A 26,225-nucleotide genomic window follows, 5' to 3' on the forward strand; every position below is an offset into this window, starting at 1 on the left:
AGCGCTACCGGTGCATCGCGATGTCGTTGCGGGGAAAAGGCTTGATGCGCCGGGTGTGCCGCCCGGTGGACGGGACGGTCTTGGTCCGCCCGGGGGATCGCGTGGGGCGCGCGGAGGGCTTCTTCTTCGTCGTCGACCGCGAGGCCTCGCTGGTGGGCGCGCTCTCGGGCTGCGCCGCAGCGGCCTGGACGGGCTCCTGGAGCTCCGGCGCGAGCAGCGGCCGGGGTGCCTCCACGACGCTGGCGAGGAGCGTCGACTCGGTCGAGCTCGCCAGCCCCGCGCGGGGGGCGACGGCGGCGAGCGCGGCGCTATCGGCAGCGGGCGCGGCGAACCGGACGCCGAAGAACAGGCAGGCGCCGGCCAGCACGGCGCCGATCGCGGCGACCGCCGCGAGCCGCGCGGAGGGCCTCTTGCGCTTCTTTCGGCTCGACGCCGCGCCAAGGACCGCCGTCGTGCCATCGCCGCCGTCGTCCTCGCAGAGATCCGCCTCCACGACCGGTATCGACGGGGACGTCATGACAGGGTTGCGCCGGGTGACCACGCCGTCCTGCGAGCTCACGGGCGGCGCCTCGACCACGCTCTCCGCAGCCGCGTCCCCGGCCGCCGGAGCCGGCGTCTCGGTGCCCCACTTGCGCGACGAAAGCGCACGCTCCAGCGCCTCTGCCATCTCCTTCGCCGACCCGAAGCGCGCGCTCGGATCCTGCTGCAGGGCCCTCGCCATCCACTCGTCGACGGCGGCCGGCACGTCGATCCGGTGCGCGCTGGCGGGCGTGAACCGCCCCCTGTGCACGGCGAGCGTGAGCGCCGCGAGCGTCTCTCCGGAGAACGGGGTCCGCCCCGTCATCGCGTGGTAGGCGACGACGCCGAGCGACCAGAGATCCGCACGGAAATCGAGATCCCTCGGGCTGACGAGCTGCTCCGGGCTCATGTACAGCGGCGTCCCGACCACGTTCCCCGTCGAGGTGACCCGCAGGTCCCGGACCCGCTTGGCGATACCGAAGTCAAGCACCTTGACGAAGGTCTCCCCATCCACCTGGGTGAGGAACAGGTTGTCCGGCTTGATGTCGCGGTGGACGATGCCGAGGCGGTGCGCCTGCCCGAGCGCCTTGGCCGTCTGCGCCACGATACGCGCCACCTCGCCGAGCGGCAGCCGGCCCTGGCGGCTGATACGGGTCCTCAGGTCGTCGCCGCGGAGGAGCTCCATCGCGATGTACGGCATGCCCTCCGCCGTCAAGCCGTGATCGAGGACCTGCGCGACGTGCGGGCTCGTGATCTGCGCCGCAGCGACCGCCTCTCGCCGGAACCGCTCGACGTAGCCCGGGTCATCCACGTACTCGGGCGACATGAACTTCACGGCGACCTGGGCCTTCAGCGGAAGCCGATCGGCAACCCAGATGCTCCCCATCCCGCCGCGCCGGAGGATGCGCACGAGCCTCAGCGAAGGCGTCACCATCTGTCCGGTGTGCAGGGGCATACCTCTGCTACTCCTTCTCGCACTCGCACAGGCCCGAGCCGGTGGTTCCGTCAGCTCCAGCCGAAGACTCGCCCGAATGGCGTAAATAGATCACTACGACGCCTTCAATACCTCTGCAAGAGAAACAAAGTGCTCTCCGCCACGTCGGTCGCGCCGGTTGCGTCAGTCACCTCTGCGCGCGTGTCGCGCACCCGCGCACATTGAAGCCAACCCGTCACTTACATCCCCCAGGAGCGCAGGGGCCACGGAGCACTCCTGTGAGGCACGGCCACGTGGACGGACATCCACCGTGCGCCGGTGTCGGCGCATGAGCGCATGCCGAGCGCCAGGGCCGTCCGGCCGGCCGAAAGCACCCGTCGTCGCGAGCGGTGACGCTGAACAACGGAGTTGAAGGTAGGCCACCTGAAGATCAGGTGGGGAGCCCGGGAACAAGCGTGCCTGTCGTACGGCCATGGCGCGCGATCCGCGGCGGCTTCATCCATGGGCTCACCTCGCGACGCCAGATGAGCCCCACCGGGGCGCGCGAGGGCTCATCACCTCTTGACTTCGAAAAAAGTCTTTCATTTTGCCTTCACAACCACCTTCCGGGCGGCAAGGACGACGGCGCTCGTGTCCTCATCCAGCGCGGGAGTCACGAGGACGGGGCGAGACCCATTGGGGTGCCGGCATCGTCCGACATCGGAGGGCAGGCCTGTCCAGAGCTCCACCCGCCCGGTGCGCTCGCGCTTCCTCGGATCACGCGCCGCGACAGGCGGGTTGTCTTTTAAAGAGAGGGATTGAAGCCTCTCGTCTTCTGGATGCCGGCTCACTGAAAGAGTTCACCCGCCCGAGGACGGCCTGGACACCCGCGGCTCGCGCGTACGCCGGCGGAGGAAATCCACCCGCGCCGAGGCTGAAGCCGAGGCGTAGGGGTGCGATAAAAAATGAAGCGCGGGTGTCATCCATGGTTGCGTCTACGCGCGCAGGCGTAGAATCGCCGGAACCATGAGCCGATCCCCCTCCGACAAGGACGCGCACAAAAAGGCAACGGTCAGCCCCGTGCCGTCGCGAGGGACTCCGCCGGAGACGATCCCGTCGCGCGCCAGCGCTAGCAGCACCGCCCTGCCGTCAGCGCCGCCTCCGACGCGCAACAGCGCCGGCAACGGCAGCGCCCTGCCGCCGGCGCCCGCATCGAACCGCGGGGGCAGCACCCTCCCGCCTCCTCAGCAGCACGCGCCGCCCCCGGCGCGCGGCAGCCACTTCCCGGCCGACGCGCGCGTGCGGAGAGATCGGCCGAGCGTCCCGCTCTCTCCGCACGGCGCCTATGCGTCGCAGGAGGCGCGCGGCTGGCGAGAGCGGCCGGCGGCTGCGCCCGCGGCCGCGGCGCGCAGCGGCTACACCTTGCAGGATCCGTTCGACCGGTGGGACCCGCCCGAGGGCTCCCCCGCGGCGCCCGCGACCCAGCCGCCCGAGCCGCCGAGCTCGCGCGTCCCGGAGGGCTCGCGCCACGACGACGCCGGCCGTGGCCACGCGCCGGCGTCGTCGCCGGCCAGGCGCACGGCGACCGGCGGGCTGCCCGCCGCGCATCAGCCCGCGCCGCCGGCCCGGCCGACCGCGGGGCGCGAGCCGCAGCGGCTCCACGAGCCGCACGGCGGGGGCCACGACCCGTACACGCCCATCAACCAGATCCTCGGCTACACGCGCCTGCTCGTGGCGTCGCTGCAGGGCAAGGTCGCGCCGCAGCACATCGAGGACATCCGCAACATCGAGCTCGCGTCGCGCAAGCTGCTCACCATCGTGCAGGCGATGGAGAACGGCGACGAGGACGCGCCCTCGAGCGTGAAGGTCAGCATCCCCTCCCCGCACGAGGAGCCCGCGATCCACGCCGAGATCGAGGGCAGCGGGCGCGGCACCATCCTCGTGGTCGACGACAGCCGAGGCAACCGCGACGTCCTCTGCCGGGTGCTGCAGAACAACGGCTACCGCACCGCTTCCGCCGAGGACGGACCACGCGCGCTCGGGCTCGCCGCGCGCGAGCGCTTCGACGCCGTGCTGCTCGACGTGAACATGCCCGGCATCAGCGGCCTCGGCGTGCTCTCCGCGCTGCGGCAGAGCCGGTCGCAGGCCGAGCTCCCCGTGATCATGGTGACGACGCGCGGCGCGAGCGAGGACGTCGTCGAGTCGCTCAAGCTCGGCGCCAACGACCATGTGACGAAGCCGATCGACTTCGACATCCTGCTCGGGCGGCTCGACACGCAGCTCACGCTGAAGCGCTCGCGCGAGCAGCTCTCGCAGCTCGCGGCGGAGCTGTCGGTCAAGAGCGAGTTCATCCGCAAGACGTTCGGCCGCTACCTGAGCGACGACGTGGTGAACCGCCTGCTCTCCTCGCCCGAGGCCCAGCTCCTCGGCGGCGAGGAGCGCGAGGTGACCATCATGATGACGGACCTCCGCAGCTTCACGACGATGACCGAGAGCATGCCGCCCGACGTCGTCATGCGGCTCCTGAACGGCTACCTCGGCGAGATGGCGCGCATCATCGTCGCGCGCGGCGGCACGATCATCGAGTTCATCGGCGACGCGATACTCGCGCTCTTCGGCGCCCCGTTCCCTGCGGGCGACGACACCCGCCGCGCGGTCGCCTGCGCGCTGGAGATGCAGATCGCGATGGACGCGGTGAACGAGAAGAACAGCGCCGAGGGCCTGCCGACGCTGCAGATGGGCATCGCGCTCAACACCGGCCCCGTCGTCGTCGGCAACATCGGCTCCGAGGCGCGCACGAAATACGGCGTCGTCGGCGCGCAGGTGAACCTGACGTCCCGCATCGAGTCGTGCACGGTGGGCCGCCAGATCCTGATCGCGGACACCACGCGCCGCGCCGCCGGCGCGGGGCTCCTGCTCGGCCAGAGCCACGCGCTGGCCGTCAAGGGGTTCTCGAACCGTGTGCTGGTCCACGAGGTCCTGGGCCTCGACAACCCCGAGCGGCTCTACCTGCCCGAGCGGCGGGTCGAGATCCTCTCGCTCTCGACGCCGCTGCCGGTCGTGTGCGCGCGCCTCGCGGGCAAGCGGGTCGAGGGCGAGCCGCAGTCCGCCTTCATCCTCGGGCTCTCGCCCTTCGGCGCCGTGCTGCGGATCCATCCCCGGCCCGCGCCCTTCACGAACCTCCAGATCCACCCGTCCGGCCCGCTCGCCGAGCAGCTCGGCGGCGAGCTGCACGCGAAGGTGATCGAGCTCGACGCGCGCGCCGAGGACGTCGTGCGCATCCACTTCACGTCGTCGCCGCCGGGGCTCGCGGCGTTCGTCCAGAAGCTGCACCGCGCGGAGGCGTAGCGGCTCGCGGCCGTACAGGCACGCTCGCGTCCGGGTGGATGGGGCGCCGCCAGGCCGTCCGGCCCCCGGAGAGGGTGTCCGTCGCGTGGGACCTGGGACGAACTCGAGCCCTCCCCCTGGTGCCGGGAGCGGACGGCGGGCCAACTCAGGGTCTCGTGGAAAAGAGCGAGAAGACGCTCTGTGGGGCGCTCTGCGGGAGCCCGATCGTCAACAGGCATGTCGTTCACCTCGAACACGTGCTCCTGAAGGAGCCGTATCGGCTCGGCGACCGGCTCTCCTCGGCTCCGAGGACATCGACCTGCGTGTAGCCCACGGCGACGCGCTCCTGGGCGAGCCCCTTTGCTTCGAACAGGCACCTCGCCTACGCTCCGTCCTCGCAGCGCAATACGGCTCCTTCACGCGGCAATACACACCGAGGTAGCAGACGCCCATGCCTTCCCTGACCGTCGCGGGCCCTGCGGGCGCGCTCCACATCGTCGATCATCCGGCCGCCGTCCCCCGCCCCGACGCAGGCGCCGGTTCCTCGCGCGAGGCGCCGCCGCTCGTGCTCGTGCACGGGATGGTCGGCCACGCCGGCTTCTGGGAGGCGCCGCTCGCGCACGTCGCCGGCCGGCGGCGCGCGGTGGCCATCGACCTCCGGGGGCACGGCGCGTCGGAGCCCCCGCCCGACGCGGACTACGCTCCCTCCGCGTGCGCGGCCGACGTGCTCGCGGTCCTCGACGCCCTGGCGCTCCCCCGCGTGGCGCTCGTCGGCCACAGCTACGGCGCGCTCGTGGCGCTCGCCGCCGCGGCCGACCACCCGGAGCGGGTCGCGCGCCTCCTGCTCGCAGACCCGCCCCGGGATTTCACGCAGATCCCGGCGGAGGTCCAGGCGCAGCACTTCCCGCCCTACCTCGCCGCCCTCGCGGCGGACGGCTGGCGTGACACCGCCGTGGCCACCTTCAGCGAGGCGCTCGCGGGCAGCACGCCCGCGACCCGGGAGACGGTGCTGGCGCGCGTCGCCGCCACGCCGCACGACCGGATGCTCGGCATGTCCCGGCATTTGCTGGAGTTCCAGGCGGTGAACGCGCTGGACCGCTACCTCGCCGCCCCGGGCGCCCGCGCCCACGCCATCCTCGCCCCCTCGAACGCATGGCCGCAAAGCCTGCACGCGCTGAGGCCCGCGCTCACGGCGGTCGTGCTGCCGGAGACCAGCCACTGGCTGATGCTCGACGCGCCGGCGGCGTTCGCCGCCGAGCTCGAGGCCTGGCTCGACGCCGCCTGAGCCCGGACTACGGCGCTCCCGCTCTCTGGCTCAGCTCCGCCCCCGCTTCCCCGCGGCGAGCTCGCCGAACCGCTCCAGGTAACCCCCGAACCGGTCCAGCACCTCCCGCTCGGTGAGCCCGAACTCGTCGAGGACGTAGCGATGGACCCCGCAGCGGTGCTGCGGGTGCTCGCGCATCCACCCCTCGATCCGCGCGGCGACGGCGCCGTCGAACCCGAGGCCGAAGCGCTCGTGGATGCGCCGCACCAGCCCGGCGGGATCCGCGGTCAGCTCCTCGTAGCTCGCGTCGATGAACCGCGCCGGATCGAGCCGCGCGCGGGCCTCGAGGAAGCGGTCCATCATGGCGCCGAGCAGCTCGAGGGCCCCCGGGCCGACCGCGCGCGGCTCGACCCGCCGCTGGTGCATCGCGCGCGCGGCCGCGACGAGGCTGCAGAACGACGGGACGACCCGGAGCGGATCGCGGTGCGTCATCACGACGCACGCGTCCGGATACACCTGCAGGAGCGCGGCGATCGACGGCAGGTGGAAGGGAGACTTGAGCACCCAGCGCCCCTCGGGGCGCCCCCATTGCAAGACCTGCAGCTGGCGGCGGTGATGCTGGTAGTCCGGGACGAGGTCCTGCGCGAGCGCCCACCTCCGGTACGACGGCGTCTCGGCGCGGACACAGGGGAGAAGGGTGTTCTGCATCAGGAACACGCACTCTTCCGGGCCGTCCGCGGAAAGCTCGTGGATGGTGGCAAAGATCGGACAGACGGCGTGCGCGAAGCGGACGCGGCGCCTCGCCGCCGCGCGCCGGGGATCGCCGGCCTCGTCCTCGGGGCGGACCGGCGGCGACGGCGCCTGGAGCCGCCAGAGGCGCGGCGCGTGCGCGTCCGGGTGCAGGATCATCAGGTTGTGCAGCAGCGTCGTGCCGGTCCGCGGATAGCCGACGATGAAGACCGGGCGCGGCGTGCGCTGCTCGGCGATCCGCGGCTCGCGCCGCACGTCCTCGCGCAGCAGCAGGCGATTCGCGATCTGCCGCTCGATCTCGTCGCCGAAGCCGAGCCTCCCGAGCAGGGCCAGATCGGCCTCGTCCTCGAGCGAGGCGGAGAGGATCCGCAGCCCCTCCCAGAACCAGCCCTCGCCGGGATCGGTCAGGCCCGTATGCCGCCGGGCGCGCTCGAACAGGACATCGACGTCCAGGGGAGCGAGCGCGCGCAGGGCCGAGCGCCCCATCCGCGCCCCGGCCGCGTTGAGCGCGCGGAACGGCAGCGACACGCGGTACGGAGGAGGGGTCGATCGGGTGGGTCGGTGCATGCGCCAGCCTCAGGGTAGGCGCGCGCCGCACGGAGGGATAGCGCCGAACGGGCGGGCCGGACGGCGGCCCCACCACGAGCGCCTCGCCGTCCTTTTCCGCGGGGCGCTCCCGGCCCACACTGCCGCCATGCACGACGACGGCGCCCCCCGGCACTCCGCGCTCACCGAGAGGACCCTGGCTCACTACGACGATCACGCCCTGTCGTTCTGGGAGGGCACGCGCGATCACGACGTCTCGCAGAACCGCGCCGCGCTGCTCGCGGCCCTGGAGGGGGCAGGCCCGTTCACGATCCTCGATCTCGGCTGTGGCCCCGGGCGCGATCTCGCGGCGTTCCGGGACGCGGGGCACACCCCGGTCGGCCTCGACGGGTCCGCGCGGTTCGTCGAGATGGCGCGGCGACACGCGGGCTGCGAGGTGCTCCACCAGGACTTCCTGCACCTCGATCTCGGAGCGGAGCGCTTCGACGGGATATTCGCCAACGCGTCGCTGTTCCACGTGCCGAGCAAGGAGCTGCCGCGCGTGCTCCGCGAGCTCCACGCCGCGCTCCGGCCGCGCGGCGTCCTCTTCTGCTCGAACCCGCGCGGCGACGATCGGGAGGGGTGGTCTGGCGATCGGTACGGTTGTTACTGGTCGCTCGAGCGGTGGCGGGAGCTCGTGACAGCCGCCGGGTTCGAGGAGATCGAGCACTACTATCGACCGGCGGGCCGGCCGCGCGAGCAGCAGCCCTGGCTGGCGACGGTGTGGCGCAAGCGCTGAGCCCTCGGGGGTGGTCCAGGGACGCAGCAGGCCACGACCCCCGTCGCGAGCCGCTTGACTTTCCATCATGCAGCTCACCAGGGCGCGGACCGTCACGTCGCGCTGACCCGCCCGCCGCGGCAGCCGCGGTCCAGCGACGCACGGGCCGCCGACGCCAGCGTCCGGATCGTGCGCGAGTAGCCCGGCCGACTCCCCAGGAACGACTGCCGCTCACGTGATCTGGATTGGATCGCCGCCGGCTTCGCCGTGACATGTCACGTGACATGTCACGGCCGCACCGTGACATGTCACGTGACATGTCACGGCCGCACCGTGACACGCGCTACAGTCCAGCAGAGATTTTCAATACAGCTCCGCCTGGCGACGCGTGGCGCAGCAGCCCTCTCGCTCTGCAGGCGCTGTAGTTGCGAACGTTTGGCGCCGCGGTGCCCCGAGTTTGGCGCTGCTGCGCATGCGAGCACCCCGGGACGCCAGAGCTGGCGCGCCTTTTGCTTTGTCCCTTCAGCAATGCTCTTCACCTGATCCACGCGTTGCGGGACCGTGGCCCACGGTTCGATCGAATATCGCTGCACGCTCGGGCGCGGACCACGAAAGCGCCGCTGCATGGATCAGTTCTGAAGCGCCGTCGGAGCAGTACGACCCCTATCGATGGAATACATATGAAGAACATATCGCACAAACTCTGGAAGCTCTCGTGCATGCTCCCTGTCCTGCTCATGGGAATCAGCTGCGTAGCAGCCACGGGTGAACAGGCGGGCGACGAGCTGGTGGACGACGAGCTGGTCGGCACGGCCGAGCAGGCATTCAGCGGCTACTGGGGCTGGTCGCGGGCGACGGAAGGTCACGATTTGCTGTCATGGGACCTCGCATCGAACGCCGATATGACCTGCTTCCTCTCCGGGGTCGCCGGTAACCTCAAGTCCGACGGCCCCGGCTTCTTCACCGCCCAGGCGGGGGTCCTCAACCACGACCACAACGGCCGCTGGTTACTGTCCACGAGGGGCGAAGACGATGACACCAAGGTCAAGGCGACCACCCTCTGCGTTCCCAGCATCGCGAACAGGACGACGGAGGTCGATTGGAGTTCCGGAGAGGCGGCGAAGGTCCTGGCGCCGGTCACTGCCAACCGGCGGTGTGGCCTAACGCAAGTGATGAACTACGGGATCGACGAATGGCAGGCCTCCGGCGACAGCGTGCAGGTCTGGAACGACGGCACCAACTGGTACCTCGGCGGCACCGGGAACGCCATAGGCTGGGCCAACTGCGTGGACGTTAGCCCCGGCACCGGCATCGGGGGCTGGACACTTATTGCGCCGAGCTCCGGCACGGCCACGCACAACCTCGTCCAGGCAATCGACCACGGCACGAGCCCCCTCGGAACGCAATGCTTCCTCACGGGCGTCGGTGGGCGCTTCCGGACCAACTCCTGGGACGACGGCGTCTTCGTCACCTATGACCCCGGGACCCACTGGTGGAAGGTGACCGTGAGCAACGGCAAGACGGCCCACGTCATGTGCATCCAGTAGATCCCGCACGACGGTCGACGAATCCCTCCGTCAGCGGGTCGCCTGGGCGCCCGCCGTGAGCGCCTGTGGTGCGACCTGCTACCCGACCCGGGTCGACGCATTGCCCCCGACCCGGGTCGACGCATCGCGGCGTCCTCTTCTGCTCGAACCCGCGCGGCGACGATCCGGAGGGGTGGTCGGGCGACCGGTACGGTTGCTACTGGTCGCTCGAGCGGTGGCGGGAGCACGTGACCGCCGCCGGGTTCGAGGAGATCGAGCACTACTATCGACCGGCGGGCCGGCCGCGCGAGCAGCAGCCCTGGCTGGCGACGGTGTGGCGCAAGCGCTGAGCCCTCGGCGCGAGCAGCTTGCAGCCAGCTTGCGGTCAATCGCCCCGAAGCGGGCGGAGACCCGCCGGTGCCCGCGGTCAGTGCGCCCTGATCACCTGCGGGCGCGCGGGCGTGCGGGCGGCGGGGGCGCGGGGCGCGGGCCCGCGGATGACCGCCGGGCCCAGCGCGACGATCACGAGGGCCAGCGCCACGACGAGCGCGAGGCCGCCGCGCAGGGTGAGGCGGTCGGAGACAAGGCCGATGGCCGGAGGGCCGACGAGAAAGCCGCCGTACGACAGGGTGGCGAGCGTCGCCAGCGCCTTGCCGGGCGCGACGCCGGGGGCGCTCGCCCCGGCGCGGAAGACCAGCGGCACCACGACGGACAGGCCGGCGCCCACGCACCCGAACCCCAGCAGCATGGCGACGGGGGCGTTGGCGAGCAGCGCCGCGCCGAGCCCGCCCGCGACGACGACCCCGGCCGCGCGCACGACCCGATCGGCGCCGAACCGCTGCGTCAGCCCGTCCCCGGAGAACCGCCCGACGAGCATCGCCAGCGAGAACGCGGCGTAGCCGGTCGCCGCGAAGGCCGCGGTGGTGTGGAGCTCGTCGCGGAGGTAGACGGCCGACCAGTTGGCCATCGCGCCTTCACCCACGGACGAGCAGAACGCGACGAGGCCGAGCAGGAGGAGCCCTGTCGAGCGTGCGGTCCCGGGGCCGGCCTCGGCCGCGGGCTCGGGGCGCGCGTCGGCCGAGAGCGCCCCGCCCTCGCGCGCGACGGCCGCGGCGAGCACGGCGGCGACGGCGGCGAGGTGCGCCGCGGGCGACAGCGCCCTGTCGGCCCCGAGCGCGCCAAGGGCCGCCCCGATCAGCCCGCCGAGGCTGAACATGCCGTGCACCGAGGCGAGGATCGGCCGGCCGGAGCGCCGCTCGACCTCGACGGCCTGCGCGTTCATCGCGACGTCCATGAGGCCGTTGCACACGCCGAGCAGCAGGAGGGCCGCGACGAGCGCGGCGAAGGAAGGGGCGAGCGCGGGCAGGGGCAGCGCCGCGCACAGGAGCACGGCCGAGACCCGGGTGATGCGGCGGCTCCCGAAGCGGGCGACGAGCGGCCCGGCGGCGCGGAAAGCGAGCATCGCGCCGCAGGCGAGGCCGAGGAGGGCGAGGCCGAGCAGGCCGTCGCGCAGCCCGATCCGCTCGCGGACCGCAGGGACACGCGCGGCCCAGGACGCGAAGGCGATGCCGTTCGCCACGAACATGACCGAGACGGCGCGCCGAGCGCGCGCGACGTCATCGACGGGCGAGAGGGGGACGCCCATCACGGCACCCCCCGCGCTGGACCAGGCGAGCCGCTGGCGCACAGCCGCGGCCCGGGGAAGGCCGTCCGGAGGACGGCGTTGAAAGTTGGAGGCTCCCCGGAAGGTTCGTGCATTTTCGTGAACATCAGGGAAAGATCATGGGGCCGGACGGGACCGGAGCAAGCAACTTCGTGCACAAACAGGAACGATCGTGCAAAACAACGCAGACACCTCCGGCCTGATGGTGGCAGAGCGGCGCCAGCATATTCTCGCGGTGCTGGAACGTGACGGGAAGGTGGTGGCGGCAGAGCTGAGCCGTGCCTTCGGGGTCTCGGAGGACACGATCCGGCGCGATCTGCGCGAGATGGCGAACGAGGGGCTCTTGCAGCGGGTTCACGGCGGCGGCCTGCCTGTCTCGCGGGTGAACCCGAGCTTTCCTGCGCGCGAGCGGGAGCGGCCGAAGGCCAAGGAGGAGCTCGCGCGGGCCGCGGCGACCTTGATCAAGCGGGGTCAGGTCGTGTTCATCGACAGCGGGACGACCAACGTGGCCGTGGCGCGCCACCTCCCGCGCGATCTCGAGGCGACGGTCGTGACCAACAGCCCTCCTGTCGCCATCGCGCTCTCGGAGCACCCGCGGGTGGAGCTGGTCCTGCTGGGCGGGCGCGTGCGCAAGGACCCGCTGGCCGCCGCCGACGGGGTGACCATTGCGGGGGTGCGCCAGATCCGGGCGGACCTCTGCTACCTGGGGGTGTGCACGCTCGATCCCACGTTCGGCGTCACCACGCTGGACCTGGACGAGTCGTACGTGAAGCGGGCGATGGTGGAGGCCTCGGCCGAGGTCGTCGCGCTGGTGACCGCGGACAAGCTGGGCACCGTGTCGCCGTACGTTGTCGCGCCGCTGAGCGAGCTCACATGGCTGTTCACCGAGCGCGGCGTGTCGCAGGAGGCGCTCGCGCCCTACCGGGCCGCGGGCGTCACCGTCACGCAGGACCTCGAGGCGGAGCCGGCCTGAACCAGCGGGTCAGAGAGCCTGCCATGACTCCAGGAGGCGCAGGCTCGCGCTGGCCATGCCGAGCTCGATGTGTCTGGACGCCTCCGCTCACTTCACGACGACCTTCGCCGTCGTGAACTTGATCGTCCCGCTGTTGTTCTGGGACTCGACCAGCAGCTTGACCTCGTGCAGGTTCCCCAGGGGAAGGCCGAGCGCTTCCCACTTGGTGAAGTGTTCGGAAACGGAGATGGTGCCGCACGTGCGAGCCGTCCGCCGGATGCTGAAATACTGATCGAACGTCTCGCTATCCCCCGTGATGGCCGGCTTGTTCACGCGGGTCTTCTTCCACACGTCGTAGGTCTCGCCATCGGCGGTGAGCGTGCCGACCTCGTCGCGTGGCGTCCCGTCGGAAGAAAACCCTGCCGGCTTCACGCTCCCCCAGTCGTCGAGGATGTAGAACTCGCGCAGCGGGTTGACCGTCCAGCCGTAGATACCGATGTACGTCAAGCCGCCGTCCTCCTCCGTCTTGGTATGCGCGAATTCCGCCGAGAAGGTGCCGATCTGGGCGTGTTTCCGGGTCTGGTTGAAGTCGAGCCCGACGCGCGCAAGGAAATCCTCGACGTTGCTCCATTCCGCGCTGAACGCGGCGTCGACGCCGTGCACGGTCATGCAGCCCGTCCCGCTTCCCTCCGCCCAGAGCTCATAACCGTAACCATTGCCCGCATTGCCTTTGCTGTTCGAGCAATACTCCCTGCCTCCGGTCAGGGGGGTCGCCGGCGGGCAGGTGGTCGCGCCGCTGCCCGTGGACCCGCCTTCGCCGGTGGACCCGCCGCCGTCGCCGGGGGAGCCACCTCCACCCGTCGCTCCGCCCGCACCAGGGAGCCCGCTGCTGCTGCTGCTGCTCGCGCCGCCGCTCCCCGTGACGCCTCCGGTAGCGGAGGTAGCGTCCGCGCCCCCGGCGCCCGGTTGACCACCGCCTCCGCTCGCGCCGGTGGATCCCGCGATCGATCCGCCGCTCCCGCCGTCGTCCTTCCCTTCCCCCGAGCCGGAACAGCCCGTGAAAGCCGCGGCAGCGAGGCAAGCGGCGAGGGTACCCAACGACCAACGGGACGGAGCGAGAACCTTCATGGTTGGAGCATGCCAGGGGTTGCACGGGGTGATCAAGGGAGGCGAACCGCTGGAAGGAGAGCTCGACGTCGGCTCGCCGCATCGGGCAGAAGTTTCCAGACCCGCGCAAACATCCCGTTCCATGCGCTGCTCGACAAGCTCACCGGCGCGGCGTCGAGCGCCAGCTCGACAGGCCCTCCCGCGATCTGCAGAACCCGTTCGGCCATCCAGGTGAGACAACCAGGGTCCTGAGGCTCGTGTACGCCGAGCACCGAGAACGCCGAGGCGGGCCTGCATCCGAGGAAGGTGATCTCCGGTCTAAGGCACCGTGTCTCGACGGGAGATCGACGAAGAGCGGAAGTTAGCAATCTTCGCGTCGACCTCGGCCGACGACAGGGTCGCGTCCTCGGCGAAATAGACCCAGTCGACGTCCTCGTGGTATGTCCGCGAGCTGCCCTTTGCGGCATCGAGCTCATCGTACCAGAGGTTGAAGAAGATGAACTGATCCACCTCCGGAACGTACATGGAACCGTGCGTCGCGCGATGCACCCCATCGATGTAATAGCTGATGGACGTGCTGGTAACCTGGAGAACGAGGGTGTGAAATCCGTTGAAGTTCGCGGAGACCGAGCTCGAGACGTTCACGTCCGACGTCTCCCACGAGGTCAGCCACATCGTGTTCGTGTCGCCCTGGCCCCAGCCGCCGTTGGGCATGTACTCGAAATCCTGCTCCGAGTAGTCCGGGTCGCCGACAGCCCATTCGGTCAAGGTGAAGAAGGTCTCGACGGGCTTGTCGGCGTAGAAACGCGTGCCGGACAGCGGGGTGTCGCTGAACTTGACCCTGGCAGCGTAGGTGCCGAAGCGGAACTTTTGCGCGTGGGTGATCACCTCGGCCTGCGAGGTGGTCGGTCCGGTGCCGCTCGTGCTCGCCTTGAGGCGCATCAGCTTGTTCGTGGAGCTCTGCGGGTCAGCGACCAGCGAAACGTTGGATTCCAGCCACGACGCACCGCTCACCCCTGGCGCCCCCGACCAGCTCCGCACCGACCACCAGCTCGTGAAGTTGGCGTCGCTGGTCCCGCTGTAGCTGAAATCGTCGAAGAACTCGGCCGTGACCGCGCTGCCGGCCCGGGTCGTCGCGCTCGCCTGATTGGAGGCGGCAGACGCACCGCCCGCGTTCAGGGCCGTGACCTTGTAATAGTAGGTGGTCGACGCGGCCAGGCCGGTGCTGTTGTAACTGGTCGAGGTCACGCCGCTGGCGATGCGGCTTCCCGTGCCAGGCGTGAAACCCGACGTGGTCGATCGGTAGACGTCATAGCTCGTCGCACCGCTGCTCGCCGCCCAGCTCAGGGAGATCGCGCTTGCGCTCGACGCCGTCGCCGTCAAGGAGATCGGCGCCGGAGGCGGCGACACAGCGCCGCTCGGCGGCGTACCGCTGCGCAGGCCGCCCGTGGGCGCGGAGCCGGCGTCGTGCACGGTGATACGGCTGAAGCTGGAGAAGGCCGTCTGGTTTCCATACGAGTAATCGTCGGTCTCGACGACGTTCGTGTCGAACTCGATCCCGAGGTCGATCGGCTGGGTCGTCGCCCCCGGAGCCAGGCTTCCGGCGGCGCTGGTGAAGCCGATCTGCACGTAGCGATCGGCGCCCGTATAGGCCACTGTCCCGGTCGTCAGCGTGATTCGGCCGCAGCCCGCGCTCCACCACCAGCACGCCGGGGTCACCGTCGTCGCGCCGTTCTTCGTGAACCAGTAGCGCACGACGATGCTGCTCAGCGGTATCGAGGCAGCGGTGTTGTTGCGAATTTTTATCCCGGCCTCGACGATGGTGTCGTTCGGCGCGGCGGCGTCATAGTTGCTGTACTGAACGGTAAAGTCGGTCGTTCCGGCGGAGCTACCGCTCGAGTGACCGCATGTCGAGAGCGCGACGAAGATGCTCAAGCACGCAAGGCGGAGGGCACGAGCCCGCAAGAGCTCGGCCATCCTTTCGAGGAGCGTCACACGTGTGCGCCGGCCAGTCCATCTCATCTGCTCGACAGCATGTAGATAGTTCGAGTTCATGATCGTCAATCGTGCTCCTTTCACGCCCGCGTCGCGCGACATCTCCGGGCCGCGGTCGACTCCGAGCCTCGTGTCGAGCGGCGCCCGCTGTCGTTGTCGGGCCGATCCGCCGTCGCCCGGTCTGGGCGCGACGGCCGCATTTCAAGCACGGCGCGTGCCAGCGCGGAGCAGCGCCGAATCGGGCTTCGAAGCGACAGGTCAACGGATCATTACCGGGAGTGCGTACGAGAGCGATCCCGGCGATCCATTGGGTGCGATCTGCCTCACGTGACGTCGGCGCGGAGGCCTGCTGAGATGGCAGCATGCCTCCGCTGAGCGACGACGATGCCGCCTCCACCGAACTCCTGCCCGGGCCGGTGCGCCCCGCCGCGGCCGCGGCCGAGAGCTTCGCCCTCTCCGTCATGGCGGGCCCGGACGAGGGCCGCCGGTTCACGGTGGCGCCGGGGCTGCCCTCGCGCGTTCTCGCCGGCACGAGCCCCGCCTGCGACATCCCCCTCACCGATCGGCTCGTCTCGCGCCGCCACGCCGCCTTCGAGCTCGCCGGCGCCCGGCTCCGCGTCACCGACCTCGGATCGACGAACGGCACCTTCGTCCAGGGGATCCGCGTCGGGGAGGCGTACCTCCAGGGCAGCGAGCTCGTCCGGATCGGCGAGACCGTGCTCCGCGTCGAGGCGCTCGGCGTCACGCAGGCGGCCGAGCTGTCGCCCGCCGTGCAGTTCGGCAGGCTCCTCGGCGCCAGCGAGGAGATGCGGCGGCTCTATCCGCTGTGCGAGCGCCTCGCGGCCTCGAGCGTCCCCGTCGTCATCGAGGGCGAGACGGGGACCGGCAAAGAAGTGCTCGCGGAGGCGCTCCACGAGCAGGGGCCGCGGGCGGCCGGGCCGTTCGTTGTCTTCGACTGCACCGCGGTGCCGCCGACGCTCGTGGAGTCGGCGCTCTTCGGGCACGAGCGCGGCGCCTTCACCGGCGCGAACGAGGCGCGCCGCGGCGTCTTCGAGGAGGCGCACGGCGGCACGCTGCTGCTCGACGAGATCGGCGATCTCGACCTCAGCCTGCAGGCCAAGCTGCTGCGCGCGATCCAGCGATCGGAGGTGCAGCGCGTCGGCTCGAACCGCTGGATCCGCGTGGACATCCGGGTGCTCGCGGCGACGCGGCGCGATCTCGAGCGGGAGATCCAGGCGGGTCGGTTCCGGGACGATCTGTTCTTCCGGCTCGCGGTGGCCCGGATCGAGCTGCCGCCGCTGCGCAAGCGGCGGGGCGACGTCAGGGTGCTCGCGCACCACTTCTTTCGGCAGCTCGCCGGCCGCGGCGCGCTCTTCCCGCAGGGGTTCGGCGAGCGGCTGGAAGACTACGACTGGCCGGGCAACGTGCGCGAGCTCTACAACGCCGTGGCGCGGCGCGTGGCGCTCGGCGAGGACGCGCCGATCGAGATCACCCGGGCCGGGCTGGCCTCCCCGGGCGCGCCGGCGCCGCCCTCCACGCGCGGAGGCGCAGAGCCCGGGACATCCGGCGACATCGTCGAGGAGATCCTCGCGCTGAACCTGCCGCTACCGCGCGCGCGGGAGCGGATCGTCGAGCACTTCGAGCGGCGCTACGTGCAGCGCGTCCTCGCGCAGCACGGGGGCAACGTCAGCAACGCGGCGGCCGCGTCGGGCATCGCGCGGCGGTACTTCCAGATCCTGCGCGCACGGCGCTCCACCTGACACCTGCGGCGCCGGCGCGCCGGACGACAGGCGCGTGACAGGCCGCGGGTGAGCTCCAGGCGGCCCGAGAGCGCCGGATCGCCGGGGGCGATCCAGGAGTTCCCACGCTCGCGATCGAGGCGATCGCGGTGCGATCTCCCCGATCGCCCACGCGCGCCCCCCGCTTGCCGGGCTCGATCGCCGCGCGTCGGCTCCAGGAAGAGCTCAGCGACGGGCTGCCCCGACGCCGCGCGCCCATCGTCGGGGCCATGATCACGACTGGTACATCGCTTGCTCTTCCCTGAAGCAGCAGCGCAGCAGCAGCAGCGCAGTTGCATCGGGCCACGACGACCCGGCCGCGCTTGGTACCACGATGTCCCCATCAACGGGTGGTGATCGAGGTCGAGCCCAGCGGCGAGTCACGGCCCAGCGGCGCCGGATCGCAGCATGGCAATGCTGCGTTCGGCGAGACCACCATCGGCGATCGTTCATCTCTCGTCGAAGAAAGGCCACCATGTCTCTCCATCTTTCCAAGATTTCTCCCAAGCTTTCACTTCTCCTCGTCGCCTTCACCGCGAGCGGGCTCGGATGCCTTGCTTCCAGCTCGCCGGAGGAGCTCGAGGTGGATCAGAACGAATCCGCCGCGTGCGCAGACTTTCCGGAGTGGCAGAAGGATCAGCCGTATGCCGCGGGGGACATCGTGAATTACGAGGGGTCGGCCTACATCGCCAAGTTCGACAATCCCGGCTTCATCCCGACCGTCAGCACGTACTTCTGGGAGCCGTACTCCGGCTGCAGCGACAGCCCCGAGCCCACCGAGGGCCCCAGCTCCGAGCCCACCGAGGGTTCCAGCCCCGAGCCCACCGAGGGCTCCAGCTCCGAGCCCACCGAGGGCTCGTGCAGCTATCCGCAATGGCAAGAGGGTCACCCGTATGCCGCGGGGGACATCGTGAATTACGAGGGGTCGGCCTACATCGCCAAGTTCGACAATCCCGGCTTCATCCCGACCGTCAGCACGTACTTCTGGGAGCCGTACTCCGGCTGCGGCGACAGCCCCGGCGACGACGGCAGGCCCCGCGCGGGCTTTGGGCTCCCCGAAAAGGTCGTCGCTGGCTACTACCCCAACTGGACGGAAGCGCCCGTCCGCATCCGGGACATCAACAGCAATTACAACGTGATCTATCTCTTTGCCGCGAAGCCCTTCGGAGGATCGCCCGGCACCACGGGCGCCGTCTACTGGGAGCCGCCGGGTGATGGCAAGGGAGCAGCGACGCACCTGAACGCCGACATCGAGTACGCACGGACGGTCCAGGATCGCAGGATCATCCTCACCGTCGGCGGCGCCCACAATGGGATGAGCTTCCCGACGCGCGCGAAGTCGGAGACGTTCGTCAATAGCGTGATCGGGATCTACGACCGCCTGGGTGGGTTCGACGGCCTCGACTGGAACACCTTCGAGGCCGATCAGGCCCCCGACACCTCCGAGATGATCTGGATCAGCCAGGAGCTGAAGCGGCGCATCCCCGGCTTCATCATCACCGCGCCTCCGGCCCCCTGGAACAGCCGCGACAAGACGTTTTGCCAGCAGATGGTGGAGGCCGGCGCCCTGGACTACGCGGCCCCGCAGTACTACGATGGCCCCGAGCTCGCCGAGCAGTCTTACATCGTGAACAGCGTGAACGAGTGGGTCTCGCTGCTCGGTTCGACGCACGTCGTCGTGGGGTTCGGGATCTCGGACCGGCAATACTACATGTCGATCGACGAGGCGATCCCCACGTGGAATCAAGTCGAGAGCAACCACCCGGAGCTCCGCGGCGTGTTCGACTGGGAGATCCACATGGACGAGAGCAAGAGATGGGAGTTCGCCAACGGCGTGGGACCTCTCGTCACGGACTGAAGCGGGCTCGGGTGGAGCGCGCAGCGACTCCGCCCGCCGATCGCGGACGTGGAGCGCGCAGCGACTCCGCCCGCCGATCGCGGACGTGGAGCGCGCAGCGACTCCGCCCGCCGATCGCGGACGTGGAGCGCGCAGCGACTCCGCCCGCCGATCGCGGACGTGGAGCGCGCAGCGACTCCGCCCGCCGATCGCGGACAGCGCGCGCTCCCCTTGATTGAAGGAGATCTGCGCCTACCGGTAGAAGGCGACGTCGTCGATCCAGATGTCGAACGCCTGCTCCTTGTCGAAGAAGAGCTCGATGGCCCAGAGCCGCTCCAGGGCGGGCGCCAACAGCTGTTTGCCGTAGGGCTCCTGCTTGAGGCACTCCACCGGAATCTTGAAGTGCTTCCAGTCGCTCTCCAGCATCACGGGCTTGTGGAAGTGATTGTTGCATTCCCCCTCGGCCTCGTTGCAGATGCCCCCCAGGTGATAGGTCTGCTGATCGATGAACATCACCTTCATTCTCCTGGTGGAGCCCTCCTCGGCGCGGGCCCAGAACGTGAGGCCACGGTACCCGGACGCGTCGTAGTAGGCCTCGTCGTCCAGATGGAAGCCGACGCCGGCTCCCCAGAGGAGGAAGCCGTCATCGGCGCTCGTGTGCACGGCCTTGGTGCTGGCGCCGCGCGGAGGGTCGAGGGGGCTCACGAGGTCCGCCGGGTTCGCAGGATCCTGCCTTCCTTCCGGTGATTCGTCGTTGTCCTCGAACCAGAACCCTGCCCAAGGGTTCGACCCGTTCCCTCCGGAGATCCGGGTGTCTCCGTCTTCCATGTCGTCGATCATCGACAGGGCGAGGCTCTCCCCGGGCAGCACCGCGAGGATCTCGCATGGATCCCCCGCGCCGCCGTCACCGCTCTCGGCCGCTGAGCCCGCTGCGCCACCGCCTCCGGAGATCGGGTCCTCGGGCTCGTAGACCTTGTCGAAGCCGAAGATCTGCGCACATCCGAGCCCGAGCAGCGCCATGGCACATCCGCCGGCGCACCGAGCGAAAGCCAATATCGTCTTCATTTTCATGTGAAATTTCGAGAGGTTTTGGTCGCGGAGGAGAGGAGGTTGGCCGCCGAAATGGAATGATGTTCCCATCGAGTCACACGGCTGTCACCGATCGGTCAGCGAGCGACCACCGGCCATTCCGCCGCGCGACGGCACAGACCGACGGAGCGCACCCTAGATCTTTGCTGGAACACTGTAAACAGCGCTTCGATCCGTCAGTTCCTGAGTGCAGGCGTCGCGTACGCTGGTGTATAAGTTCGCCTGCTGGTGGAACCCATGTCGCTGAGTCTGGACGACGGGATGCTGTTTGCTGGCAGGTACCGCGTGGTGCGCGGAATCGCCAGCGGCGCGATGGGCGCGGTCTACGAGGTTCTGCACATCGAGACGGAGCGCCGGCGGGCGCTCAAAGTGATGCACTCGCACCTCGCCGGCAACCCCGATTTCCAGGCCCGGTTCAAGCTGGAGGCGCGCGTCGCCGCGCGCATCGAGAGCGACCACATCGTCGAGGTGTTCGACGCCGGGATCGACGCGGAGACCGGCAAGCCGTTCCTCGTGATGGAGCTGCTCCGCGGCACGCTGCTCGACGAGCGCCTCCGCCAGGCCGGGCGCCTGCCGCCGGAAGAGGCCGTCGCCTTCCTGCGCCAGACCGCCATCGCCCTCGACAAGACACACGCCGCCGGGGTCGTCCACCGAGACCTCAAGCCTGCCAACCTCTTCCTGGCCGAGACCGACGACGGGGCGCCCCGGCTCAAGGTGCTCGACTTCGGCATTGCCAAGCTCGTGGTCGAGACGGCGACGGACTCGGCGGCGACCGCGGTCCTCGGCACGCCGCTCTACATGGCGCCCGAGCAATTCAGCGGGGAGTCGATCTCGCGGGCTGCCGACATCTTCGCCCTCGGCATGATCGCGTACACGCTCCTCGTCGGCAAGGCGTACTGGCTGAACGACAGGCGGAAGTACGACAGTGCGCTCGCTTTCGCGGCGCTCGCCGTGAACGGCCCGCAGGAGCCCGCGTCCACGCGCGCGGACGCCGAGGGGGTGATGCTGCCTCCGGCCTTCGACGCGTGGTTCACCAAGGTGACGGCCCGCGCCCCCGAGGCGCGCTTCGCCACCGCTTCGGCCGCGGTCGAGGCGCTCGCCGAGGTCTTCGACCTGCCCGCCGCGCCGGTGCGATCATCGCGCCTGCTCCCCGCGGAGACGCCGAGTGGACAGGGCCCCCTGAGCTCCCGCTCCTTGTCACTGCCGAGCGACGTCCAGCTCCCGACCGCGGCCGTGCTGACCGCGCTGCCCCCCACGAAGCAACGGAGCCGAGCCGCGATCACGGTCGCGGCGCTCGTCCTCCTCGGCGGCGGCGCCTTCGCCTTCGCCTCGCTGGGCCGCGGCGCGCTGCCCGCCGACGGGAGCGCGGAGCCCGCGCAGACCGCGGGGGACGCGCGCTCGCCCGCCTCCGCGCCCCCTGAAGTCCATCCGACGCCGCCTCTCCCCGACGCCTCGGCGACAGCCACGGCGCTGGGCGTCGCGACGCCCGCTCCCGCGGCCTCCGTGCCGCTGGGCAAGGGCAGCCGCGCGCTCGCCCCCGCGACGGGGGCGGCGAGCGCGTCGCCGCCGCCAGCGCTCGGCTCACGGCGCAGGCTCGCGCCAGCCCCGCCGGCCGCAGAGCCGAGCCCTGAGTCGCTGTACAAGCCGGACTGAGCACGATGGCAGGGCGGACACTCCTTCGCCAGGAGCGAGCGGGAACGATGGTATCTGGCGGCTCACTCATGCGCTTCTCCTGGTTCCGGTCCATCTGCCTTGGCGTGCTGGGCGTCGCCGTCGCGGCGCCGGCCAGCGCGCAGGCGCTCGCCGTCGCGGAATCGCACTTCGATCGCGGGCTCGCCGACATGCTGGCGGGCCGGTACGAGACCGGCTGCCCTGCCCTCGCCGAAAGCCAGCGTCTCGATCCCCGCCCGGGGCGGCTGTTCACGCTCGCCGAGTGCGAGGCCAAATGGGGGCGTATCGCGACAGCGGTCGCGCGCTACAACGACTATCTCGCGATGGTCGATCGCATGAATGAGCCCGAGCGGGTCAAGCAGTCGGCGCGACAGAAAATCGCGCTCGGGCAGCGCGGCGCGCTCGCGCCGCTCGTGCCGCAGCTCACGCTGTCGCTGCCGCCGGGCGCGCCGGCGGGGACACGCGTGCAGTGCGACGGCATGACGCTGGAGAGACCCTCGCTCGGCGTCGCGCTCCCCGTCGATCCCGGAGAGCACGTCGTGACGACGCAGGCGCCGGGAGGGGCCGTGACCGAGACGCGATTCACGATCGACCGGTCGGAGTCGAGGGCGATCGTGCTCGAGGTGAAGTCCCCGGCGGCCGTCAAGCCGCCGCTCGCCGAGCCGCCGGCGCCGGATCAGGGGCCCAGCGGCCTGCGGGTGGTCACCTATGTGGCGGGCGGGCTCGGCGTGGCCGGGCTGATCGTCGGATCGGTGACCGGGTGGATGGCGCTCGACGCGAGCGGCGTCGCGGCCGACAACTGCAGGGACGTGAGCCCCGACCGGGCGCGATGCAAACCCGACGGGCTCGACGCTGGCAACCGCGCGAAGCAGCTTGGGCTGGTGAGCACGGTCGGCTTCGGCGCCGGCGTGGCGCTCGCCGGCGCGTCGGCGCTGCTCTTCCTGCTGGAGCCATCCCCGCGCCGCCAGCCGGCGCCCGAGGTGAGCTGGGAGCTGACTGCGGGCCAGGCCGGTGGCGGCGTCGTGGTGCGCGGCCGCTGGTGACGCGGCTCGCGTGCGCCCCCCGGGCGGCTACCGCGCGCGGACAAGCACGAGGGCGTCGGACAGGATCCAGAGCCCGAGGCCGATCAAGACGAACGGCAGCGCCGCACGGCCGAAACGCCGGATGCGGGTGCCCAGGATCGGGTGGTTGACAAGGCGGTGCCCTAGCGCGCAGAAGGCGCCGGTCATGACCGCGAACACGGCCGCATGAAGCGGGATGTGCGCAGGGGAGCTGGAGAACAGCGGGATATACACGCCGAGGTTGTCCCCGCCGTTCGCGAGGGTCACGCTCGCCACGGCGATCACCTTGAAGCGCGACGCGCTGCCTTGGGGCTCGCGTGCGCTCTCCGCTGCGTCTGCTTCGTCCGCTCTGCTCGCCGTGCCTGCTTCCGCCCTCGTGCCCCGCCAGAGCGCCCAGAGGCCTCTCAGGCCGAGCGCGAGGGGAGCCAGGCCGAGCAGGCCGATCCCTCCGTCCGGCACGCGGACCGCGAGCAGCGCACACGCGGCGCTCACGATCACGAGCGCCGCGATACCGAGGAGCTGGCCGGCCACCACCTGAGCAGGGGTAAAGCCTGGATCCGCGAAGAGCGCCGAGAGAAGGAGGATGTCGTCGATGTTCGTGGACACGAACACGACCACGCTCACCCCGACAGCCGGAAGGATCTGCTCCATGGCGCGCCCGCGGACGTACCACCTCCCGCGGCTCGCGTCCGCTCGGCGGGGCGCGGGCGCCGCGGGCGCCGCTCCGAACCGGCCGACGCCGGAGCTCACCCGGGCCTGCAGGGGTAGACCGTAATCACCGGAGCGACGGCGCGTCTGCGCAGGCGACAGGAGACGAGCCGCGAGCTCGTGTAAGGAGAAAGCCATGGCGACGATTCCCCAGCCCGTGCAGCCGACCAGCGCGAAGGCCGCGCCCGCCGCGCAGGGCGCCCGGACGGAGCTTCCGGTGCAGGGCATGACCTGCGCGGCGTGCGTGCGCCGCGTCGAGAAGGCGCTGCGCGCCGCGCCCGGCGTCCAGGATGCGGCCGTCAACCTCGTGACCCGGCGCGCGACGATCACCTACGACGCGCAGGCGACCACGCCGGCCGCGCTCGCCAGCGCCATCGTGGAGGCGGGGTACGAGGTGCCCGAGATCCCCCCGGCGGCCAGCGTCCCTGAAGCCGCGCCGACCGCCGGCCTCCCCGCGGCCCCGCAGGCCGACGGCGTCCCCGCAAGCCCGCCGATCGCCGGCGTCCCCGCGACCTCCACGGCGCCCGAACGCCCGGCAGCGACGGCGGACGCCCCACCGCAGCGCCTGCAGTCGAGCGCGGCCGATCGCGCCGCCGCCATGGACGCGGCCGAGCAGAAGGAGCAGCGGACGCTCCGGCGCGACTTCGCTATCGCCGCGCTGCTCACCGCGCCGCTGCTCGCCATGGCCATGTCCCACGGCGCGATCCCGGCGCTCGAAGGCGCCTCCGCGCGCTGGCTCTCGCTCGCGCTCGCGACGATCGTTGTCTTCGGGCCGGGGCGCCGGTTCTTTCGCCTTGCCTGGAGCGCGCTCCGGCACCGCGCCGCGGACATGAACACCCTCGTGAGCCTCGGGACCGGCGCCGCCTGGCTCTACTCGACCGCCGCGGTCGCGGCCCCCGGCCTCTTCCCGCACGCCGAGCACGACCACGCGCCGCCGGTCTACTTCGAGGCCGCGGCCGCGATCGTCACCTTCGTGCTGCTCGGCAAGCTCCTCGAGACGCGCGCGCGGAAGCGGCTCGCCGACGCGGTGCGCGGGCTCGTGGCGCTCCAGCCGAAGACAGCGCGGCGCGTCCGCGGCGACGCCGAGGACGAGGTGCCCGCCTCGTCGCTCGCCCCGGGCGACCTCGTGCGGGTGCGGCCCGGCGAGCGCATCGCGACCGACGGCGAGGTGGTCGACGGCGCGTCCGCGGTCGACGAGGCGATGCTCACCGGCGAGAGCATGCCCGTCGACAAGACGGCGGGCTCGGCCGTGCTCGGCGGGACGCTCAACCAGAGCGGCGCCCTCGTCTTCCGCGTCACGAAGACCGGCGCGGACACCGCGCTTGCGCGCATCGTCGAGGCCGTCGAGCAGGCGCAGGGGTCGCGCGCGCCGATCGCGCGCCTCGCCGACGTGGTGAGCGGCGTCTTCGTGCCCGTCGTCCTCGGCGTCGCGTCGCTCGCCTTCGCCGCGTGGCTCGCGATCGACCCGACCGCCGCGGGGCTCGCCACGGCGGTCGAGCGGTTCGTCGCCGTGCTCGTGATCGCCTGCCCGTGCGCGCTCGGGCTGGCAACGCCGGCCGCCGTGGCCGTCGGGACGGGGCGCGGCGCGGAGCTCGGCGTCCTCGTCAAGGGCGGCGCGGCGCTCGAGGCCGCGAGCCGCGTCGACGCGGTGCTGCTCGACAAGACCGGGACCCTGACCTCGGGTCGGCCCGAGCTCACGGACGTCGTGGACCTCGCGGGCCACGGCGAGGCGGCGCTCCTCGGCCTCGTGGCGGCCGCCGAGCGAGAGAGCGAGCACCCGGTCGCGCGGGCGATCGTCGAGGGCGCCCGCGGCCGCGGGGTCGGCATGGCACAGGCCTCGGCGTTCCGCGCGGAGATCGGCCACGGCATCGAGGCGCGCGTCTCGGAGCGGCTCGTCCGCATCGGGACCGCGGCGTGGCTGAAGCGGGCGGGCGTCGACACGGCCGCGCTGGAGGCCGAGGCCGATCGCCTGGCCGCGCTGGGCCGCACGCCGTCGTTCGTGGCCGTCGACGGGCGGCTCGCGGGCCTCGTCGCGGTCGCCGATCGGCCCACCGAGGCGGCGCGCCGCGCCGTCGTGGCCATGGCCGAGCTCGGCGTCGAGGTGGCGATGGTGACCGGCGATCGGGCGGGCGCCGCGCACGCCGTCGCCGATGAGCTCGGCATCCGCGCCGTGTTCGCGGAGGTGAGGCCCGAGGACAAGGCGAGGATCGTCCGCGAGCAGCGGGCCGCCGGCCGCAGGGTGGCCATGGTCGGCGACGGCATCAACGACGCGCCCGCGCTCGCCGGCGCGGACGTGGGGATCGCACTGGGCAGCGGCACGGACATCGCCGTCGCGTCCGCGGACGTGGCGCTGATCCGCGGCGGGATCGCGGGCCTGCCGGTGGCGCTCGGGCTCGCCCGCGCCACCCTGCGGACGATCCGGCAGAACCTGTTCTGGGCGTTCATCTACAACGTGATCGGCATCCCGATCGCGGCGGGCCTGCTCTACCCGTTCACCGGATGGCTCCTGTCGCCCGTCCTCGCGAGCGCGGCGATGTCGCTGTCGAGCGTGTCGGTGCTCACCAACTCCCTCCGGCTACGCGCGTTCGGTCGGCCGTAGCCCGCCGCGCGCGGGCGTGCGCCCGCGGACACAGCAAAAGCGGCGCGTTCCTGTCGCGTTTGCAGCCCGACGCGGTAAAGCAAGAAGCCGACGAGCAGCGCGCTCGTCGCGCTGTTATCCCGAACAGCCGGCTCATCGCGCCAGCGAAGCGCTCGGCCCGGGC

General features: G+C 71.2%; 17 protein-coding genes and 1 pseudogene. 11 read left to right on the forward strand and 7 right to left on the reverse strand.

All coding sequences use genetic code 11. The annotated features are described in order from the left end of the window. Positions 1-4: 4 nt before the first annotated feature. The gene (locus WMF22_RS22070) at positions 5-1,474 is read right to left on the reverse strand and encodes a serine/threonine-protein kinase (protein WP_438036924.1); all 1,470 of its coding nucleotides are present in this window, start codon (positions 1,472-1,474) and stop codon (positions 5-7) included. Between the two features lie 984 nt (positions 1,475-2,458). Between WMF22_RS22070 and WMF22_RS22075 the strand changes: the two genes are divergently transcribed. Beyond that, positions 2,459-4,780, forward strand: coding sequence for a response regulator (locus WMF22_RS22075; RefSeq protein WP_437301007.1), 2,322 nt, complete (start codon positions 2,459-2,461; stop codon positions 4,778-4,780). A gap of 430 nt (positions 4,781-5,210) precedes the next feature. Further along, positions 5,211-6,044: an alpha/beta fold hydrolase gene (locus WMF22_RS22080; RefSeq protein ID WP_438036925.1), complete on the forward strand. Its 834-nt coding sequence runs from the start codon at positions 5,211-5,213 to the stop codon at positions 6,042-6,044. Positions 6,045-6,074: 30 nt separating this feature from the next. On the opposite strand, the gene WMF22_RS22085 is transcribed toward WMF22_RS22080, so the two are convergent. After that, entirely contained in the window at positions 6,075-7,340 is a 1,266-nt protein-coding gene (locus tag WMF22_RS22085; RefSeq protein WP_438036926.1) for a sulfotransferase family protein, read from the reverse strand. A 127-nt stretch (positions 7,341-7,467) separates the two neighbouring features. On the opposite strand from WMF22_RS22085, the gene WMF22_RS22090 reads away from it, so the two are divergent. The 3 genes and pseudogenes from WMF22_RS22090 to WMF22_RS22100 all read left to right on the forward strand — a co-directional run. Continuing rightward, positions 7,468-8,097, forward strand: a complete 630-nt coding sequence (locus WMF22_RS22090) for a class I SAM-dependent methyltransferase (protein ID WP_438036927.1) — start codon at positions 7,468-7,470, stop codon at positions 8,095-8,097. A 659-nt stretch (positions 8,098-8,756) separates the two neighbouring features. Continuing rightward, entirely contained in the window at positions 8,757-9,623 is an 867-nt protein-coding gene (locus WMF22_RS22095) for a hypothetical protein (protein ID WP_438036928.1), read from the forward strand. Between the two features lie 128 nt (positions 9,624-9,751). Beyond that, positions 9,752-9,952: pseudogene (locus tag WMF22_RS22100) on the forward strand (SAM-dependent methyltransferase); the annotation flags it as partial. 77 nt (positions 9,953-10,029) lie between these two features. Here the strand turns inward: WMF22_RS22100 and WMF22_RS22105 are convergent. After that, the gene (locus WMF22_RS22105; RefSeq protein ID WP_438036929.1) at positions 10,030-11,247 is read right to left on the reverse strand and encodes an MFS transporter; all 1,218 of its coding nucleotides are present in this window, start codon (positions 11,245-11,247) and stop codon (positions 10,030-10,032) included. 190 nt (positions 11,248-11,437) lie between these two features. Here WMF22_RS22105 and WMF22_RS22110 point away from each other — a divergent pair, with 190 nt between their 5' ends. Further along, complete coding sequence (locus WMF22_RS22110) at positions 11,438-12,238, forward strand: DeoR/GlpR family DNA-binding transcription regulator (protein WP_437301013.1); 801 nt, start codon at positions 11,438-11,440, stop codon at positions 12,236-12,238. An 87-nt stretch (positions 12,239-12,325) separates the two neighbouring features. On the opposite strand, the gene WMF22_RS22115 is transcribed toward WMF22_RS22110, so the two are convergent. Together WMF22_RS22115 and WMF22_RS22120 are read right to left on the reverse strand one after the other, a co-directional pair. Beyond that, a complete protein-coding gene (locus WMF22_RS22115; RefSeq protein WP_438036930.1) occupies positions 12,326-13,345 on the reverse strand; it encodes a glycoside hydrolase family 11 protein in 1,020 nt (339 codons plus the stop codon). A gap of 297 nt (positions 13,346-13,642) precedes the next feature. Beyond that, the gene (locus WMF22_RS22120; RefSeq protein ID WP_438036931.1) at positions 13,643-15,289 is read right to left on the reverse strand and encodes a cellulose binding domain-containing protein; all 1,647 of its coding nucleotides are present in this window, start codon (positions 15,287-15,289) and stop codon (positions 13,643-13,645) included. Positions 15,290-15,681: 392 nt separating this feature from the next. Between WMF22_RS22120 and WMF22_RS22125 the strand changes: the two genes are divergently transcribed. Both WMF22_RS22125 and WMF22_RS22130 read left to right on the forward strand, forming a co-directional pair. Further along, positions 15,682-17,079, forward strand: a complete 1,398-nt coding sequence (locus WMF22_RS22125) for a sigma 54-interacting transcriptional regulator (RefSeq protein ID WP_438036932.1) — start codon at positions 15,682-15,684, stop codon at positions 17,077-17,079. Positions 17,080-17,680: 601 nt separating this feature from the next. Beyond that, on the forward strand, positions 17,681-18,955 hold the full coding sequence (locus WMF22_RS22130; RefSeq protein WP_438036933.1) for a glycosyl hydrolase family 18 protein: 1,275 nt from the start codon (positions 17,681-17,683) through the stop codon (positions 18,953-18,955). Between the two features lie 231 nt (positions 18,956-19,186). Here WMF22_RS22130 and WMF22_RS22135 read toward each other — a convergent pair whose 3' ends face one another. Further along, complete coding sequence (locus tag WMF22_RS22135) at positions 19,187-19,954, reverse strand: hypothetical protein (protein WP_437301018.1); 768 nt, start codon at positions 19,952-19,954, stop codon at positions 19,187-19,189. A 306-nt stretch (positions 19,955-20,260) separates the two neighbouring features. On the opposite strand from WMF22_RS22135, the gene WMF22_RS22140 reads away from it, so the two are divergent. Together WMF22_RS22140 and WMF22_RS22145 are read left to right on the forward strand one after the other, a co-directional pair. Beyond that, entirely contained in the window at positions 20,261-21,676 is a 1,416-nt protein-coding gene (locus WMF22_RS22140; protein ID WP_438036934.1) for a protein kinase domain-containing protein, read from the forward strand. Positions 21,677-21,744: 68 nt separating this feature from the next. Then, positions 21,745-22,737 (forward strand): hypothetical protein, encoded by a 993-nt coding sequence (locus tag WMF22_RS22145; RefSeq protein WP_437301020.1) that lies wholly within the window; start codon positions 21,745-21,747, stop codon positions 22,735-22,737. A 27-nt stretch (positions 22,738-22,764) separates the two neighbouring features. On the opposite strand, the gene WMF22_RS22150 is transcribed toward WMF22_RS22145, so the two are convergent. Continuing rightward, on the reverse strand, positions 22,765-23,601 hold the full coding sequence (locus WMF22_RS22150; protein ID WP_438036935.1) for a cadmium resistance transporter: 837 nt from the start codon (positions 23,599-23,601) through the stop codon (positions 22,765-22,767). Here WMF22_RS22150 and WMF22_RS22155 point away from each other — a divergent pair. Further along, the gene (locus WMF22_RS22155) at positions 23,600-26,062 is read left to right on the forward strand and encodes a heavy metal translocating P-type ATPase (RefSeq protein WP_438036936.1); all 2,463 of its coding nucleotides are present in this window, start codon (positions 23,600-23,602) and stop codon (positions 26,060-26,062) included. The genes WMF22_RS22150 and WMF22_RS22155 overlap by 2 nt on opposite strands. The last annotated feature ends 163 nt before the right edge of the window (positions 26,063-26,225 follow it).

It is taken from the genome of Sorangium sp. So ce204, from assembly GCF_051526795.1.
In the GTDB taxonomy this organism is placed as follows: Bacteria; Myxococcota_A; Polyangia; order Polyangiales; family Polyangiaceae; genus Sorangium; species Sorangium cellulosum_B.